We start from the raw sequence: 15,017 nt of genomic DNA, 5'->3' as shown, positions 1-15,017 counted from the left end.
CTTTTTGACGATAGAATAAAATCCGCGACAAGTTGCCTTTCAAAGCTAGAGACCGGAACGGTGGAAAGCTTGCGGCAGCTAAAAGACTTCTACGGAGCAATGGTTGTAGTTCCAACGCAGAAGGAACTTATATCTGCCAAGGAGGAAATAGGCGCGATACTCTCAGTTGTGCAAAAGGAAAGGGATCTTTCGATCGCTTCAAATTTTGTTTACGATGATTTGCATTTGCACGCAAGATTAAGGGGCTCCATTAGTCCGGTCGTTGCTACTTCGGGTCCGGTACTTGATCGCTCCTTCGAAATTCAAATACACACAGGGCTTCAGTACGCCTGGTGGAGAGCTACTCACGATGCACTATATAAAGGTGGACGTGATCTTAGTGGCTCCTGGGCAGCCCAGAGAGTTTCAGGGCAGGCGCGGGCTGCCCTAGAGATGGTCGATGGAATTATTTCCAATTTCGAGGTCGCTGCGCGACTGCAAAAATCCTCGGCACCGGTGGATGTGACGTTAGCGCTGGACTTCAAGCTGTTGGCGAGATGGCCGCGTGCAAGAAGACCGGAAGATGAGACGCGATTTGGACTCTCTCTTGCGAGACTCCAGGAGGTCTTTGAGGTGGATACGGGACGTGTTGAGGAATTGTTCGACTCAGGAATTCTCGATGAATATATAGCAAACCCAAAAATTACGCCGCTGCAAGTTGTGCTCATAGCGTGCCATATGGAAAAATCGGATATTTTCGCAGAACTGGCAAAAGCGGCTGGATTGAAGCTATTTATTACCGAAGAGCTACTTGAGGCTTACCCGGAAGTATTCGTACTATCCATGGAAGATCGCGTCGCCATAGGCGGCAGCGGAGCCGATTAGGTCGCCAGTTGAGACTTTCGCGGTAAAAAGTAGGACTTCAGCTGGAGCGATTGCAAGATGCGATCCTCGCGGTGTTGGCCTGCATTGAAACCTTCGCCGAATCTTCTGCACTGGCAGAATGCTGACCGAGAAGCCACGAGTTCAGCCATGACTTTCACGGGTCTGGCTAACGTCGAGTATCTGAAGTGGTTGGACGCTTGGCTTTCGAGAGGATCTGGTCGGCGGTCTTGGCCCGGGCGAAGGGCTGGCAGTCCTCGTTGTAGTTGTCGATGAAGCGCCGAATCGCGGTGGTGAGCTCGCTGACGGAGCGGAAGGTGCCGTGGGGGATCGCCCGGCGTCGGCGACACCGAAGAAGATTGAATATTCGCCTCGCTGGGGTCCACCGGTAGCGGGTCTCGGGGCCAGGCCGCTCGTCGCCCGGTAGTGGGTGATGGGGCCAGCGATGGTGCGCTCGAGACCTGCACGATCGTGCCGATGATCAAGCAGTTCGGGACCGTCACGGCCTGGCCGACATGGTTGTCGTTGCCGATGCCGGGATGCTCTCGATAGAGAACCTGAACTCGAACGGCGAGGCCTGACTACGGTTCATCGTCGTCTCGAGACCGAAGAAAGTGCGAGGTGACCTGGCCAACCACTTTCATTGGCACGGCGATGCGTTTACCGACGGGCAGCTGATCGACACCATCACCCCGCGCCAAGGAAACACGAAGACTGAGACGAATCGGCGTCGGCGAGAGCCGATCTGGGACGCGGACGAGTTCCCGGGGGCTGGCGAGCGATCCGGGCCTACTCCCGCAAGCGGGCCGTGCACGATGAATACACCCTCGCCCAGCAGGAGAACCGGGCCAGGCCTGTGATCGCCGGCGATGCGAACTCGAAGGGGACTCGGTTCGTCAAGACCACCCCCGCCGGAGGTGAGTTCGATGAAGTTTCCCTGGAGAAGGCTCGATCCCTCGTGGGGCTGAAGGGCTACGTCACTAACATCGAGGCAGCCATCATGCCTGCGGCAGCGGTGCTCTTCAGCTACCACGACCTCTGGCACGTCGAGCAGTTGTTCCGCATGTCAAAGACGGACCTGCAGGCTAGCCGCACGTTCCACCACCATCGCGATGCGATCGAAACCCGCCTGACCATCGTGTTCACTTCGCTGGCGACCGCCCGCGACCCGCAAGACCTCACCGGAATCAGCATCCGCAGGATCATCGGGACCGTGAAGCCACTGCTCGAAGTCCAGGTCAACGCCGGCGGACACCTCCACGCCGCCGCCGAACCGCTAGCCGTCGATGCTCGCCACATCCTCAACGCCCTCGAGGCCCCGGACACCGTGGGTCACTAAACCTATGCAAGTCAGACGCCCTTGCAGTGAGCGTGATAGCTCGGGCTGCAGGATGGCCCCTTTGGGGCTCCTCTCTGTTGAGGGGGAGCAGCGAGCATTTGGGTAGGTGCGTCAGAGTGAGGGTGCGCGCCAAGGTCTGTTGATCAGGGGGATACTTTCCCGCCAGTGCGAAGGTTTCGACGTGTCCAGCACCTGCCTCCGTCGGTCCTGCCCGGCGCCCTCCAGCCGCGTTAGCGAGGCCGACTTGGCGGTGTTCGGGTAGTAGTTCAGACTTCGACGAGCGGTGTTGGCGTGCGGGCTTGCCAAGAAGGGGCATCGAAGCGAATTCCTGGAGGCGCCCTGCAAATAGACTAGTTCAGCGGAGAATTCCAATTGTTCTTGCGGAAGTCAGTGATTGTCATTCTTCTTCCGTCGCTCGTTGCGTCGAATTAGTGGCGCAAGCGGTTCCGATGGAAGGTCGGTCCATTTTGTGAGGCGCCAGTCGGTAACGAAGCGACCCGAGGGCAACTTTCGCTTCTTTGTTTCGTAGTCGATTCCGATTTCTCTAAGCTCGCGCGTGCGTTTCTGCCAATCTTCTTGATATTGCTTCGCGGAGGCCACCGCACCAAGAAGTTCTGAGGGCACATATGTGCCATCGAAGGCGTGGAGGAGTAATGCGATGCGGCGATGCGGCTCTTCGGCCGAAGCGGCCTTTTGGATAAGCTCCGAATACTGATCGAAATCCCCGTAATAATCCTTTTTCCCGGCATTGCACTCGGTGCAGAGTGGTTGCAGGTTTTCCTCGAGGTCGGTGCCGCCCCATGCCTGGGGGAGGATGTGATCTACGACGAGGGATACTCCGTCGGTCGCTGCGGAGCGTCCACACAGCCTGCAGCGCCCCGATTTTAGAACGCTGAATCGCACTTTCTGGCTGATCGATGTTGCTTGTGAAAGCTCTTTTGGGAGCCGGCCCGCGAGTCGGTATCGGTGCCCCGGCTCCTTCTTGATGAGGAATACTTCGCCAATCTGGCGCCGGCGGCGCTGAAGTTGCGAGTGTCGAATTCCCATTTGTTGGAAGACGTACTCGGAAATTTCTGAATCCGTCGGGGGAGAGTCGCTCCGCTCATACAGGCAAGCATAGATATGCTGGTGCGCTGGACTGCCGTGTCCGCGATGGCGAAGTGAAGCCTTAAGCTCCTCGCTGTAGGGCTCGGGAAGCTCCTCGGCTGGCAGTTTGGGTGCGCTCTCGGTCATGACCGAAGGTTAGCCGAAATTTGAAGCCGTGTGTCACGAATGGAGAGCCAGTTACGTTAGAGAGCGCTTCGGAGTCGCGCGATATCTGCCTGAGCTTGCCGAGCGGGTGGCCGTTGAGGCGGTCGCAACGTTCTTCGCTATCTTCAGGCAAAGCTAACTTATCCGTGCCCGAAGCTTGTCTTCCGCGTATGCAGTGTGTCGATGATGGTCGCTTTGACCGCGGAAGGCACGCCATTCGCCTAATCTGTAGGACGATCTGCCGCTGCGAGTCTTGGTGTCGATCTCGAAGTCACGGGAGATGAAGTCGATCCTTCGTTCGATCTCCAGATCCGTCAGTGTGCCGCCGAGCGCTTTGCGTAGCCCGGCAACGGAGACGTAGTCACCGTGCTCTCTCATCGCTCGATACACCTCGTCATGGGACCGTCCCCCCATGCCGTGGTCGCCTCCGCGCTCGCCCTCCTTGCGGAGGGCGGACGCGATCGAAGTGCCAATGGCATACGCCACTGGGGGTGGGAATGCGTTCCCTATCTGGCGATAGATCGCAGTCTTTCGACCCTTACGGTTGCCGAAGTCCCACTCGTAACCAGGTTTTCCCCAGCCTTGAACGCGAGCCACCATTTCATTCGTCAGCTTCGGAGCGTGTCCGCGAGGCGCATCAGGACTCGGTGCGTCATCGGCGACGCCTAAACCGTCGACGCCAAGTTTCGCCCACTCACGCTTGGCACGCGTCGGCCCAAGGTCCGGCCCTCCGTGCTTCTTCGAGCCGCCGACCACTGTCGGAGCAACGCGATTTGCGTGTCTCGCCCAGTCAGTTGCTCCTTCCCAGCCGTTTGCGGCCATCAGCGACTCGAGTGCCTCTCCTACCGTCTCGACGTCGGAACTCGGTTCGGGCCATTTGAAGTACGGCGCGAACTCCTCGCGGAGCGCAACGAGGATGAATCGTGGCCTTAGCTGGGGAACGCCGAAGTCTTTGGCCTCCAGTAGCCGCCAGTCGGCGTGATATCCGAGTTCGGCGAACCGGTCAAGAACTGCCTGTCGATACCCAGCAAACCTAGGCATGGACAATCCTCGAACGTTCTCCAGGAGCACGGCGTCAGGCCTCATCCTGCCCGCGACCTCAACTGCCCAGGCGAACAGGTCGCGCTCGTCAGAAGAACCGAGCTGCTTGCCAGCAAGGGAGAACGGTGGGCACGGGACACCGCCGGCGAGAAGCGAAACCCCGCGGTAGTCCTCTGGCCTCCAAACCGACTCGTCCGCAACGTCGCCCACGACCACCAGTGGCTCCGGCAGACCTTCCTCAGCCGCAAGGCGAACAAAGTTGCGCTCAAGTGTTGCGGCTGCATCTACGTCGAGCTCGATGGCGAGTGTGTGCCGGAAGCCGGCGCGGTGCAGCCCGAGGCTCTGGCCACCTGCGCCAGCGCAGATCTCGACCGTGGTCAGCGCGGCGGGTTTGAGGTTCTCATCCATGGTGACCCCATTCTCGCAGGGCACGCTGACAGACGATGCATGATGCTCGGCACGTGCGGGCGAACGTGGAGCATGCTCCCGGACTCCACCTGATCGTGGTCTTCGGGCCTGCCCGCCAGTCTTTGACGTTTGATGAAGTTGCGTGAGCCTGATCTGCATGTTCTTTGGTCTCGGCCTGAACGCGCTTGATGCCGTTCTCGAACGCGACCGGGCTGGTGTAGTCGAGGCTGGAGTGCAGTCGGCGATGGTTGAACACGATCTCGATCCAGCGGGCAACCTCACGATGGGCTTCGACCCGGGCGGCCAGGATCGACGGTCGTAGAACTCGGTCTTCAGCGTGGCCGAGAACGACTGAGCCATCGTGTTATCCCAGCACCCCCGGTCCGTCCTATGAACTGGTGGATTCTCAGCTCCATTTGTCGGTGCCTGTAGGTATCGTCCACAGGGAGAAGATGTTCCGCCTCGACGGATAACCGACGACTGGCGCGATAGGAGGCACGGTGACGAATAAGGCTCCGCTCAACAGTGCGATCGGCCCGAACAATACAACGCGTAGTATCCGCGATCGTGTGTCTCGACGGGTGTGGGTTGCAGCCGGTGGTCGATGCACGTTCTGCAACCGATGGCTCCTCGACGACGAGATCACGGGGCAACCTGTATTCATCGGCCAACTTGCGCACATCGTCGGGTGGGACACTACAGAAGGGTCCCCCCGCGGTTCCGATCCAATGAGCGTCGACTGTCGCAACGAGGCGGACAACTTGATGCTGATCTGCTACGACCAGCATCGCGTCATCGATAGCAAGAGCCTCTGGGACGTGTACACCGCCGATCGGCTTCGAGAATTCAAACGCCAGCATGAACACCGAATCAAGATGCTCACGGCACTGGCGCACCAAGACAGCACAACAGTCCTCCGCCTGGTCGACACCATCCATGGATCTCCAGTGCAACTTGCGCAATCCGCGGTTAATGAGGCCCTGGTTTCCGTCGGCCAGTACCCTTCGTACGCGCTTTTGGGAACCGACGAGTACGAAATCGATCTCCGCAAGCTCCCAGGCGAGAAAGAGGGCACTTCGCTCCATTGGATCGCTGCAGTTGAGTGCATCCGGGATCGGCTAGGGCGGCTCGGCGCGCTCGTGGCCGATCGCACTGTCGTCAGCATCGCAGTTTTCCCTCTCGCGCGAATTCCGATCCTCATCGCGCTTGGAGCCATGTTGGACGACACGGTCCCGACTGTCGTGTACCCGAAGCGTCGCGGCGGCAAGGAGACGTGGGGTTGGCCAGATGTCGGCACGGATCAAGACTTCGAATGGAATGTGCTTGACAGCGGTTCCGGCGCGCCGACGCAAGCAACTGTGCTCTTCTCCATCTCCGGTTCGATCGGAAGGGAGCGAATCCCGGCAGAGACCAATGTCGGAGCGCGCGTCTACGAGATCAGCCCCGCCGACGCGACGCCGAACTTCGATCTGGTGGATACAGCTACGTCAGTTGACCTGTTCTCACGATGCTGGCGTGCAGTCATTGCCGACATCGAGACTTTCCCGGGAGTTGACGCTGTCAACGTCATAGCCGCAGTCCCAACGACTATCGCTGTTGCGATCGGCCGGTCGGTGAATGCCTCAGTCCACCCGCCGGTACGCATCTACGACCGTGTTGATCACGAAGCCAGTTACTCTTTCGCATTGGAGCTGCCCCGATGAAGCTGCTGTCCTACTTCAAGTCCTTCTTAAAGAACACTATCAACCTCAATGACACCCGCATCGCGAATCTCAACCGGCGCGTGGACGCGGTCACGACGTTCCTGCGCGATCACGAAGTCTTCGGGGAGTACTTCATCGACGTCGTGCCACAGGGATCGTACGCGCAGCGAACGATCATCAAGCCAGTTGCTGGCAGGGAGTTTGATGCTGATGTGCTCCTCGCGATGACAGAGCATCCTGATTGGTCACCAGCCGACTACACCGCGGAGCTCAAACGTGCTTTCGCGGCCAGCTCGACGTATAAGGGTAAGGCCCACAAGCGGACGCGATGCGTCTACATCGACTACGCGGACGATTTCCATATCGATGTCATTCCATTCGTCGAGAACCGCCCGGCGATCACCAACAACAAGTCCGACTCGTGGGAGAGCACTGACCCACAGGCGTTCACTGCATGGTTGGAGAGCAAGTCGCGCATCGTAGGTGGAGGTCGCCTCCAGGCAGTACTGCGACTGCTGAAGTACCTTCGCGACTCGAAAACAACGTTCTCCATCAAGTCCGTGCTGCTGACGATCCTGGTCGGCAACTCCATCGAGAGCTGGCGCTCTGCGACCGATACGAAGTATTACGGCGACATCGCGACAGCGCTCGTGCACATCATCGAAGACCTCAACGACTATCTGCAGGAGAACCCGACGATGCCGCCGATCTACGATCCGGCGGGCACCGGCCGTGATTTTCGGGAGCGATGGGACCAAGACGGATACTCGAACTTCCGGGACCAGATCCTCTACTACGCCACGAAGATGCGGGAGGCATACGACGCGGAGACCGTCGACGAGTCCGTGGCTGCCTGGCAGAGGGTCTTCGGCCCATCGTTCACTAAGCCGGTTGTTGAGGCATCACAGAAGGCACTGCCCGCCGAACAGTTCATCGACACAACTCTGCGCATTCCGATTCGCTTGAAGAATCGCGTCACCTTGTTCGGAAGAGTCCGCCGTGCCGGAGTTGCACGAGCTTACGATCTGCCCCGCCGCGGAGACCGAGTACAGAAGCATCGAACGATCGATTTCGAGTTGCGAGACGTGGATGCCATGGGGCCCTACGAGGTCTATTGGAAGGTGAAGAACCATGGTTCGGAGGCTGTCCAGGCGGGCCAGCCACGCGGTGACGTCATGGAGGGCGGCACCAGCCGATACGAGAGCACGGCGTTCGCGGGAAGCCACTACGTCGAGGTGTATATCGTCCAGGACAACGTCTGCGTCGCCATGGACCGGCAACCGGTGATCATTCAGCCGCGCTGAGATCCTGTTCGTAGAATTCCGCTCATCCGTCGGTACCGCGTAGCACGCTTCAGCCATGGCACAAAAAAGCTCCTGGCGATGTCCCACTATGAGACGGAGAATCGAGCGATCAAGTTCGTCATCGCCCAAGAGGACGCTGCCGGTCGCGTGGCCGAAGACGTCCGGAACGTGCCGGGCAGCAAGGTCGATGTGGTGAGCCGCGACAGTCCCGGAACCACGGAGAACTTCCAGGTCGATCTGCGCGGGATCGTCGAGATCCTGTAGCACAACCTGTACTCGAGTCCGCGCGTGTACGTGCGTGAGCTGATCCAGAACGCCCGGGACGCGGTCGTGGCGCGTGGAGAGCACGGGGACCTGCCGCCGATCGAGCTGGTCGTGGACCCGGTCGCGGGGGCGCTCACGGTGCGTGATTACGGCATCGGTCTCACCGAGGCGGATGCGCGCAGCCTGCTCTCCACGATCGGCGCCTCCAGCAAGCGGGAGGAGCTCGCCGCGGCCCGGCGCGAGTTCCTCGGCCAGTTCGGGATCGGTCTGCTGTCCTGCTTCCTCGTCGCAGACCAGATCGAGGTGACCTCCCGCAGTGCCCGCGACCCGGAGGCGCAGACCATGCGCTGGGTCGGCCGGGGCGACGGCACGTTCACGGTGGCGCCCGCGCCGGAGCCGCTCGCCGAGCCGGGCACCGTGGTGCGGGTACATGCGCGCCCGGATGAGGCGGAATGGGTCGGCGCCGGCCGCGTGCATCGTCTCGCTCGCGAGTATGCGAGCCTCCTGGCCGTCCCGATCACCGTCGCCGTGGCCGGTGATCCGCGGCCCGCGGTGCGTGTGAGCGGGGATCCTGCCCCGTGGGACCTGCCTGACCACGCCTTAGGGCTCTGGTGCGAGGACGTCTTCGGCTTCGCGCCGCTGGCGAGCATCCCGCTGGACGTGCCGATGCTCGGCATCCGTGGCGTCGCCTTCGTGACCGGGGAGGCGACGCCCGGGCGGGGACGCGCGGGGGATCGGGTGTTCTCCCACGGCATGTCCGTCGCGGCCGACAACACCCAGCTGGTGCCCGAGTGGGTCACCTTCGCACGGGTCGCCGTCGAGGCGGGATCGCTGGGCCTCACGGCCTCGCGCGAGTCGCTGCATGAGTCCGGCGCCCTCGCCACGGCCCGTGAGGAGATCGGCCGTCAGATCCACGCGGGCATCGAACGGCTCGCCGCCGGGGATCCCGTCGTCTTCTCGCGGTTCGTCGCCGTGCACGGGCAGAGCCTGCTCGCCCTGGCCGTCGCGCATGCGGAGATGCTGGAGTTCGTGGCCCGTCACTTCACCTGGGAGACCAGCGCCGGCGCGATGCGGCTCGTGGAGATGCCGACGCGGATCACCTTCACCACGGACGAGCGGGAGTTCACCACCTACGCGCCGCTGGTGCAGGCGCAGGGCGGGCTGCTCGTCAACGGCACCTACACCCACGGCGCCGCCATGCTGCGGGCGTACGACAGGGCGCAGACCCGCCTCACTGCGCGCGAGTTCGAGCTGGCACGACTGCTGGAGGATCTCCCGGCCCCGCTCGGGGAGGACGCGGATCTCGCCGGGCAGATCGGCGATGCGGCGCGTGCCGTGCTCGACCAGTTCGGAGCGACGGCCGAGGTGCGGGCCTTCCGCCCGGTGAGCCAGCTCGTGCTCCATGTCCCGGGCCGCGCTGCGGGCTTCGTGTTCGAGGACGACCCGTGGGCCGACCTGCTCGGCGGCGCGACGCCCGTCGATCCCGTCGATCCCGTCGGCCCCGCGGATCCCCGACCGACCCTCGTGCTGAACCTCCGCGCCGAGGCGGTGCGCGCCCTCGGCGGCGGGCTCGCCCCGACCACCCGGGCCGAGGCGATCCGTGCCCTGCACCTGCTGAGCCTGCTGCAGGCCGGCATCCGGCTGCGCGCTGAGGAGCAGGCAAGCCTGGCCGGGGCGCTCCAGAGCCTGCTGCTGGCGGCAGCACGCACCGAGACCCGCACCACCGACAACCGCACCACCGAGGACAGGGGATGACGATGATCCGGTATGACGAGGTCGCCGATCTCACCGGCGAGCAGGCGCAGCGCGTGCGGGCGCTCGTCGACCGCAGCAGCGAGATCTGGGACATGCCCGATGACCTGGACACGATCCGCGCCTGGGAGGAGCAGATCGCGGACTGCGAGGCGGAGGGCGTGCCCCACCTCGCGGCGAGCGCACGCTTCGGCCAGTACGCGATCTACAGCACGGGCGGCATGCCGGCGGCGGCTCTGGACGCGTACGTGAGGCTCATGCAGATCGTCGGCCGCTACGGCGACCACATCAACCCCGAGAACCGGCGCGGGTTCCTCGGCTCCGTCGCGAACCTGGTCGTCACGGTGGCGAAGGATCCGTCCCTCGCGCGCCCGCAGCTCGAGAGGATCGTCGACCTCGTCGAGCAGCAGACGGTGAAGCACGGCGATGACCTCGCGAACGTGACGCTCGCGCGTGCCTCCCTCGCCGTCGAGTTCGGCGAGCAGGAGCGCGCGCTCGCTCTGCTGGACCAGTGGCAGGGCATCGGCAGCCCCGACTGGCCCCCGTTCGACGCCAACACCGTCACCCGCGAGATCATGCTCCTCGAGCGCTTCGATCCGGCCCTCGCCGCGGCGACGCTCGCCCGCCGCTTCACGGCGATGGGCGTCCCGCCCGGACCGATCGACATGGATCGGGACGACAGCACCCAGCTCGTGCTGCTGCGGACGGATCTGGGGTCGCTGTCCGCGCGCGCGGGCAGGAAGGACGTCGCCGCCCGTATCGGGGATGAGCTGGTCGCCCAGTTCGGCATCGACCGCCTCGTCCGGTCCGCGGAGATCCAGGATCTGCTGCTCGTGCTGGAGCACCGCCCGGAGGATGCCCGCGTCGCCGCCGACTTCGGCCTCGAGAACAGCCAGCTCGACCACACCGAGTGGCGGCTCCAGGCCGCCCTCGCCCGCAGCCGCGCCCTCGAGGACCCGACGGGCGAAGAGGCGCAGCTGCTGCGCGCCCTGGCGACGGAGGCCGCCGCGGCGCACGACGCCCGCGGCGGGACCGACGTCCACACCCGGGAGCTGCAGGACATCTGGTTCGCGGGCCTCGCGCCCGCCACACCCGTGACGAGCGGAGCCGACGCGGACCCCGAGGCGCTGGCCGAGCGGATCCTGCGTGCGGGGTGGATCCCGAGGCGCACCTCGCCGGTGACGAACGAGTCCGTACCCTTCTCGCTCAAGGACTGCTACGCGGAGCTCCACGGACAGGCGAGGTCGGTCCTGGAGGCCGATTCCGAGGAGGAGGCCGAGGCGATCGTCGCGGCCACGATCGCCCGCAGCCGCGAGCTGAGGATGCCGGCGGCGGAGTTCGTCGCCCACCTCATGCACGCCTTCCAGACCTATCAGGCCGGCGACCACGTGGCGCTGGTGCTGCGGTACGAGAGGGCGCAGAGCGCCCAGGCGCTTGCACCGGACGGCGTCGACCCGGCCCTCGAGAAGGCCGCCGCGGGGCTCTTCCTCCCGGTGATCCTCACCGCCCTGGACCTGCCCGCGATCCCGCTGGACCGGATCGAGGAGATCGTCACCGCGGAGATCGCTCTGCGGGCCGTGGCGGGGATGCCGACCACACCGATCGCCGTGGCGCAGCTCGCCCGGGCGGTCCACCTCGGGCAGTCTGCTGAGATCGGTGCGCTGTTCGAGGAGGTCCGCACTCGGCTCGAGGCCGAGGCGGGCGACGTGGACCCCTTCGACGTGCTGCTCGATCTGGCGCGGATCCTCTCGCCGGTGGACGCCAGCGCTGTTCCCGGGCTCGTGGCCGGCGTGCTACGTGCGTCGAACGACCCCGCCCAGCAGCGGGCGGCGCTCGCCTGGAGCGTCTGGGCCGCGCTGCAGGAGGGCGAGGTCGCGGACGACGCCGTCGCCGCGGTCATCGCGCAGCTCGAGGAGGTCGATCGGGACTTCGAGGAGTTCGGGGACCTGCCGCGGTCCGTGCTGCTCGCGGTCGCGGCCCAGATCCCGGAGGCACGGGGGTGGGTGCTCGAGGCCGCTCTCGCGGACACCACTCCGGGGGACCCCACCCACCTCGACACCTTCGCCGGGGCGGCGCGCGCCCTGCTCGAGCACGTACAGGCCGACGAGCGCGGGCCGCGGCTGCGCGAGGACGCGCGCGAGATCGCTGCAGCGCTCGATCGGCGCAACGGGAACGCCGTGCAGTCCGAGCTGCTGCGCGAGAGGTTCTTCCCGGAGGGGTGAATCCCGCAGAAGGGAGACCGGAGGGCGGGCGTAGTCGGCGGCTGGAGACGGAGTGGGAGCGAGTCCGTTCGCGGATTACGCTGAGGGCATCGATGTCGGTCGGGGGAGCTTCATGGATCACACGCTTGGACGCCGTTCTGTGCTCGGCGCAGTGCTCGGAGGGGGCCTGGGGCTGCTCACCGGGTGCTCCCTGGTGCCACAGCTCCCCTCCTTCGGCGGTGGCAGGTCGTTCGAGGACCTGCTCTCGGCGATCGACCCGGGGATCTGGAGCAGGGAGACGGGAAGCCTCGTCGATGTTCCCGTCCCGTTGGAGTCCCCGTTCCGAGTGAACGTCACCCGGCCTCGGGCGATCGGGGAGCTGTTCGACGTGCCGGATGATCTCTCCCCGATCCTGTACGACGAGAACTACGTGCGCGAGGAGGTCGCTCGGATCACCGAGCCGGGCGCCCTCATCGGGCCCCCGTCGGTGCACGGGCCGTACCCGATCGATGCCACCTTGAACTCCAACCACTTCCGTTTCGCGCCCGAGGTGGCGGTGCTCACGGCACATAGCTCCAGGCAGGCTGCGATCTGGCGCGGCGTGGAGGACACCCTGATCGAGGAGATGGAGGAGATTCTCTCGGTCCCCGACGCCGACGGTAACGTGAGATACGTCCTCGACGACGGGCGCCTGGTCCCGACCGAAGCGATGCAGGGCCTCCAACTGCCGCCTGTGGAGATCACGCAGCATCGCGACGAGCTGCGATTCTTCCAGTCCGTCGAGACTCCCGAGTTCGAAGGGGATGCCTCGGTCTTCGACTGCTTCGAGGGTCTTCAGGAGATGGTGGACGTCGTCGATCTCCCCGATGCACATGTCGCCCAAGCCCAGTCGTTGCTCTGGAGCCCCCACGGCCCCGGGGTGGGACACCCGCCCTTCCGCGAGTGGTACTTCGCCACGGAGCTCACCTCCGCCACGGAGCACACCACCAGAGGGGTGGTGCGCGTGGACGCGGAGAAGCTCGACGGGGTCCTGTCGAGGCTCACCGAGTTCATGGACGGGCCGAGCGTGAAGGACGATCTTGTCCCGGTCGAGATGGCGCCGGTCTCGGACACGCTGCTCATGCTCAGCCTCGATGCCGAGCCGCGATCTCCCGACCCGGTCTCGTCCTTCTACACCAACCCATCGATGAGGTCCTGGGCCACGTTCCTGAACTGAGCTGTGATCATCGCTGCACCCTGCAACGTCGGCGGATCAGGGCTCAGCGGGCGTCGACGCTGCGCCGCCCCAGCACCCAGGCCGCCACCAGCGCCACCATGATCCCGTTCAGCGGCGCGATCCCGATCCCGAACTGGTTCGAGACCCACGCGATCAGGCATCCGAGCACGTACGGCACCAGTGCCTGCCACCGGACCTTCTCGCTCAGCGTCTCCAGCGCCGGCTGCCCGCCGCGCCAGCGCGCGATCCAGTCGCCGATCAGCACTCCGCCGAGCGGCGGGATGAGCACGCCCAGCAGGCTGAGGTAGCCCACGATGTGCCCCTCCACGTTCGAACCTTGGCCGTGTCGGCGACTCTCCACTTGCGGGCGGGCAGCTGAGGCAAGATACCTCCGGCTCTCTGCGGCGGTTCCAAAGCACACCCTCTCCGCCGAGCGCAGGAGGCGAGAGTCTGCATAATTTGCGAATCTTGACCATCCGTCCACTCCCTGGGCCAAAATGGAGACGTGAACTCGTCGTGTGAGCAGGAAGCGTCGCAGTGCCGTTCGTCCATCGATGCTCCGCGAGTGCGTCATCGACAAAGGGTTGGCTTTTGGCTTCGGGAGGCGCTCAGACGTGCGAATGAATTTTTCCGTGAAAGCATGCCGCACGAATGTGAAGTATGCGAATCGACGGCCGGTACGACCCTTGCTGAGATTGACAACGTCCGCTCAGCAGCTTTGGGTGAACTGCTGTTCATGCAGCGGCAATGGCAGTTACGCAAAGTGGAAAGTCATAAGTTCCAGGAAGGCAATTACTCTGTCGTCCGGGTGTCAATTGACTGTGTCCCTCAAAATGTCGCGGGACTGCGATACCAAATTTCAGAAGGTCAGGATTACGAGGCCGCATCTTTCATAACCCCCATCACCTATATGAAGAAAGGCGTGTTGCGCCAGCTCGACATGCGTGGCCCTGGCGGTGAGCCGCTTCCAGTGATCGGCCGGGTCGAGTACACCGACCTGATGCTCGGTGTGCTCCGCTACGAGATGGAGAGCGCCTTAGTCGAGGGGGTTGATGCTCAGATGCTTCATCTCGCCCTCATGGCGGTCCTTGACGATGACGCGGAGTCCGCCACCCAGACCAGCACAAACCTGGTTGAATTTGGAAGCTTCGACGGACATATGCTGCTTGAGCCGGGTCTCCTGAGCAATTTTGCAGGAGAGTTATTGAAAAGCCTCTCGAAGGCCTATGTGCTCTTTGTTCTGGTGCCAGCACGGTATACCGGGACGCGCGTGGTCATTAAGTATTCTCATCAAATACCCAGCCAGATGCCACGTAGGAATCTGCGCAATCGGCTGTATGGCGCCGCAGGATTGGAGCCCGTCGCGATTTCCTATCAGCTTAGTCACCCTACGGGTGCAGCCTCTCACCACTTGGAAATTCTAATTCCAGACAATGTCGTTTGTTCCTCTCTAACAATGCCGGAGGGCGCTGCGGACGAAAATACCTCGGATGCATCGGAGGACGGGGTTGTTCACGCGGTCTCGTCGTACAGTAGTGACCCGAGGAAGGAAGCGAGAGCAGAGTTTAGGGTTCCATGGCGGGGCATGCGCGCACGAACTTGGCTGGTCTCTGTTACGACGTTCGCCATCCTGTACCTCGGACTTGTCCTTCCCGGGGCGCAGTCGGCTCTACTTAA

12 protein-coding genes and 1 pseudogene are annotated in these 15,017 nt (G+C 63.4%); 10 read left to right on the top strand and 3 right to left on the bottom strand.

Annotation, left to right across the window (positions count from 1 at the left end):
- On the top strand, positions 1-864 hold an 864-nt coding region (locus ACT3T9_RS18555; protein ID WP_444607270.1), incomplete at its 5' end, for a hypothetical protein.
- A 453-nt stretch (positions 865-1,317) separates the two neighbouring features.
- Positions 1,318-2,200: pseudogene (locus tag ACT3T9_RS18550) on the top strand (IS1634 family transposase); the annotation flags it as partial.
- A 387-nt stretch (positions 2,201-2,587) separates the two neighbouring features.
- Here ACT3T9_RS18550 and ACT3T9_RS18545 read toward each other — a convergent pair.
- Together ACT3T9_RS18545 and ACT3T9_RS18540 are read right to left on the bottom strand one after the other, a co-directional pair.
- On the bottom strand, positions 2,588-3,433 hold the full coding sequence (locus ACT3T9_RS18545) for an HNH endonuclease (RefSeq protein ID WP_444607269.1): 846 nt from the start codon (positions 3,431-3,433) through the stop codon (positions 2,588-2,590).
- Positions 3,434-3,586: 153 nt separating this feature from the next.
- Positions 3,587-4,900 (bottom strand): DNA cytosine methyltransferase, encoded by a 1,314-nt coding sequence (locus tag ACT3T9_RS18540; protein WP_444607268.1) that lies wholly within the window; start codon positions 4,898-4,900, stop codon positions 3,587-3,589.
- Between the two features lie 142 nt (positions 4,901-5,042).
- On the opposite strand from ACT3T9_RS18540, the gene ACT3T9_RS18535 reads away from it, so the two are divergent.
- The 7 genes from ACT3T9_RS18535 to ACT3T9_RS18505 all read left to right on the top strand — a co-directional run bounded on the left by ACT3T9_RS18535 (position 5,043) and on the right by ACT3T9_RS18505 (position 13,340).
- The gene (locus ACT3T9_RS18535) at positions 5,043-5,222 is read left to right on the top strand and encodes a hypothetical protein (RefSeq protein WP_444607267.1); all 180 of its coding nucleotides are present in this window, start codon (positions 5,043-5,045) and stop codon (positions 5,220-5,222) included.
- A gap of 178 nt (positions 5,223-5,400) precedes the next feature.
- Positions 5,401-6,603 carry an SAVED domain-containing protein gene (locus ACT3T9_RS18530; protein WP_444607266.1) on the top strand — a complete coding sequence of 401 codons (1,203 nt, stop codon included), beginning with the start codon at positions 5,401-5,403 and terminating at the stop codon, positions 6,601-6,603.
- On the top strand, positions 6,600-7,907 hold the full coding sequence (locus ACT3T9_RS18525) for an SMODS domain-containing nucleotidyltransferase (protein ID WP_444607265.1): 1,308 nt from the start codon (positions 6,600-6,602) through the stop codon (positions 7,905-7,907). The genes ACT3T9_RS18530 and ACT3T9_RS18525 overlap by 4 nt, the downstream gene beginning before the upstream one ends.
- 78 nt (positions 7,908-7,985) lie before the next feature.
- Complete coding sequence (locus ACT3T9_RS18520) at positions 7,986-8,171, top strand: hypothetical protein (RefSeq protein WP_444607264.1); 186 nt, start codon at positions 7,986-7,988, stop codon at positions 8,169-8,171.
- 24 nt (positions 8,172-8,195) lie between these two features.
- The gene (locus ACT3T9_RS18515; protein ID WP_444607263.1) at positions 8,196-9,926 is read left to right on the top strand and encodes an ATP-binding protein; all 1,731 of its coding nucleotides are present in this window, start codon (positions 8,196-8,198) and stop codon (positions 9,924-9,926) included.
- The gene (locus ACT3T9_RS18510) at positions 9,923-12,145 is read left to right on the top strand and encodes a hypothetical protein (protein WP_444607262.1); all 2,223 of its coding nucleotides are present in this window, start codon (positions 9,923-9,925) and stop codon (positions 12,143-12,145) included. The genes ACT3T9_RS18515 and ACT3T9_RS18510 overlap by 4 nt, the downstream gene beginning before the upstream one ends.
- Positions 12,146-12,257: 112 nt before the next feature.
- A complete protein-coding gene (locus tag ACT3T9_RS18505; RefSeq protein ID WP_444607261.1) occupies positions 12,258-13,340 on the top strand; it encodes a hypothetical protein in 1,083 nt (360 codons plus the stop codon).
- A gap of 43 nt (positions 13,341-13,383) precedes the next feature.
- On the opposite strand, the gene ACT3T9_RS18500 is transcribed toward ACT3T9_RS18505, so the two are convergent.
- Positions 13,384-13,668, bottom strand: coding sequence for a hypothetical protein (locus ACT3T9_RS18500; RefSeq protein ID WP_444607260.1), 285 nt, complete (start codon positions 13,666-13,668; stop codon positions 13,384-13,386).
- 312 nt (positions 13,669-13,980) lie between these two features.
- On the opposite strand from ACT3T9_RS18500, the gene ACT3T9_RS18495 reads away from it, so the two are divergent.
- The coding region (locus ACT3T9_RS18495) for a hypothetical protein (protein ID WP_444607259.1) at positions 13,981-15,017 on the top strand (1,037 nt) is incomplete at its 3' end.

The organism is Brachybacterium sp. AOP29-B2-41 (assembly GCF_052378395.1).
Taxonomy (GTDB): Bacteria; Actinomycetota; Actinomycetes; order Actinomycetales; family Dermabacteraceae; genus Brachybacterium.
This window is presented reverse-complemented; position numbering and strand designations above follow the sequence as displayed.

What these genes read in the sequence shown, in the direction of transcription:
- ACT3T9_RS18545 (WP_444607269.1), bottom strand. Translation starts at nt 3,433, where the DNA reads ATGACCGAGAGCGCACCCAAACTGCCAGCCGAGGAGCTTCCCGAGCCC.
- ACT3T9_RS18525 (WP_444607265.1), top strand. Translation starts at nt 6,600, where the DNA reads ATGAAGCTGCTGTCCTACTTCAAGTCCTTCTTAAAGAACACTATCAAC.
- ACT3T9_RS18520 (WP_444607264.1), top strand. Translation starts at nt 7,986, where the DNA reads ATGTCCCACTATGAGACGGAGAATCGAGCGATCAAGTTCGTCATCGCC.
- ACT3T9_RS18505 (WP_444607261.1), top strand. Translation starts at nt 12,258, where the DNA reads ATGGATCACACGCTTGGACGCCGTTCTGTGCTCGGCGCAGTGCTCGGA.
- ACT3T9_RS18540 (WP_444607268.1), bottom strand. Translation starts at nt 4,900, where the DNA reads ATGGATGAGAACCTCAAACCCGCCGCGCTGACCACGGTCGAGATCTGC.
- ACT3T9_RS18510 (WP_444607262.1), top strand. Translation starts at nt 9,923, where the DNA reads ATGACGATGATCCGGTATGACGAGGTCGCCGATCTCACCGGCGAGCAG.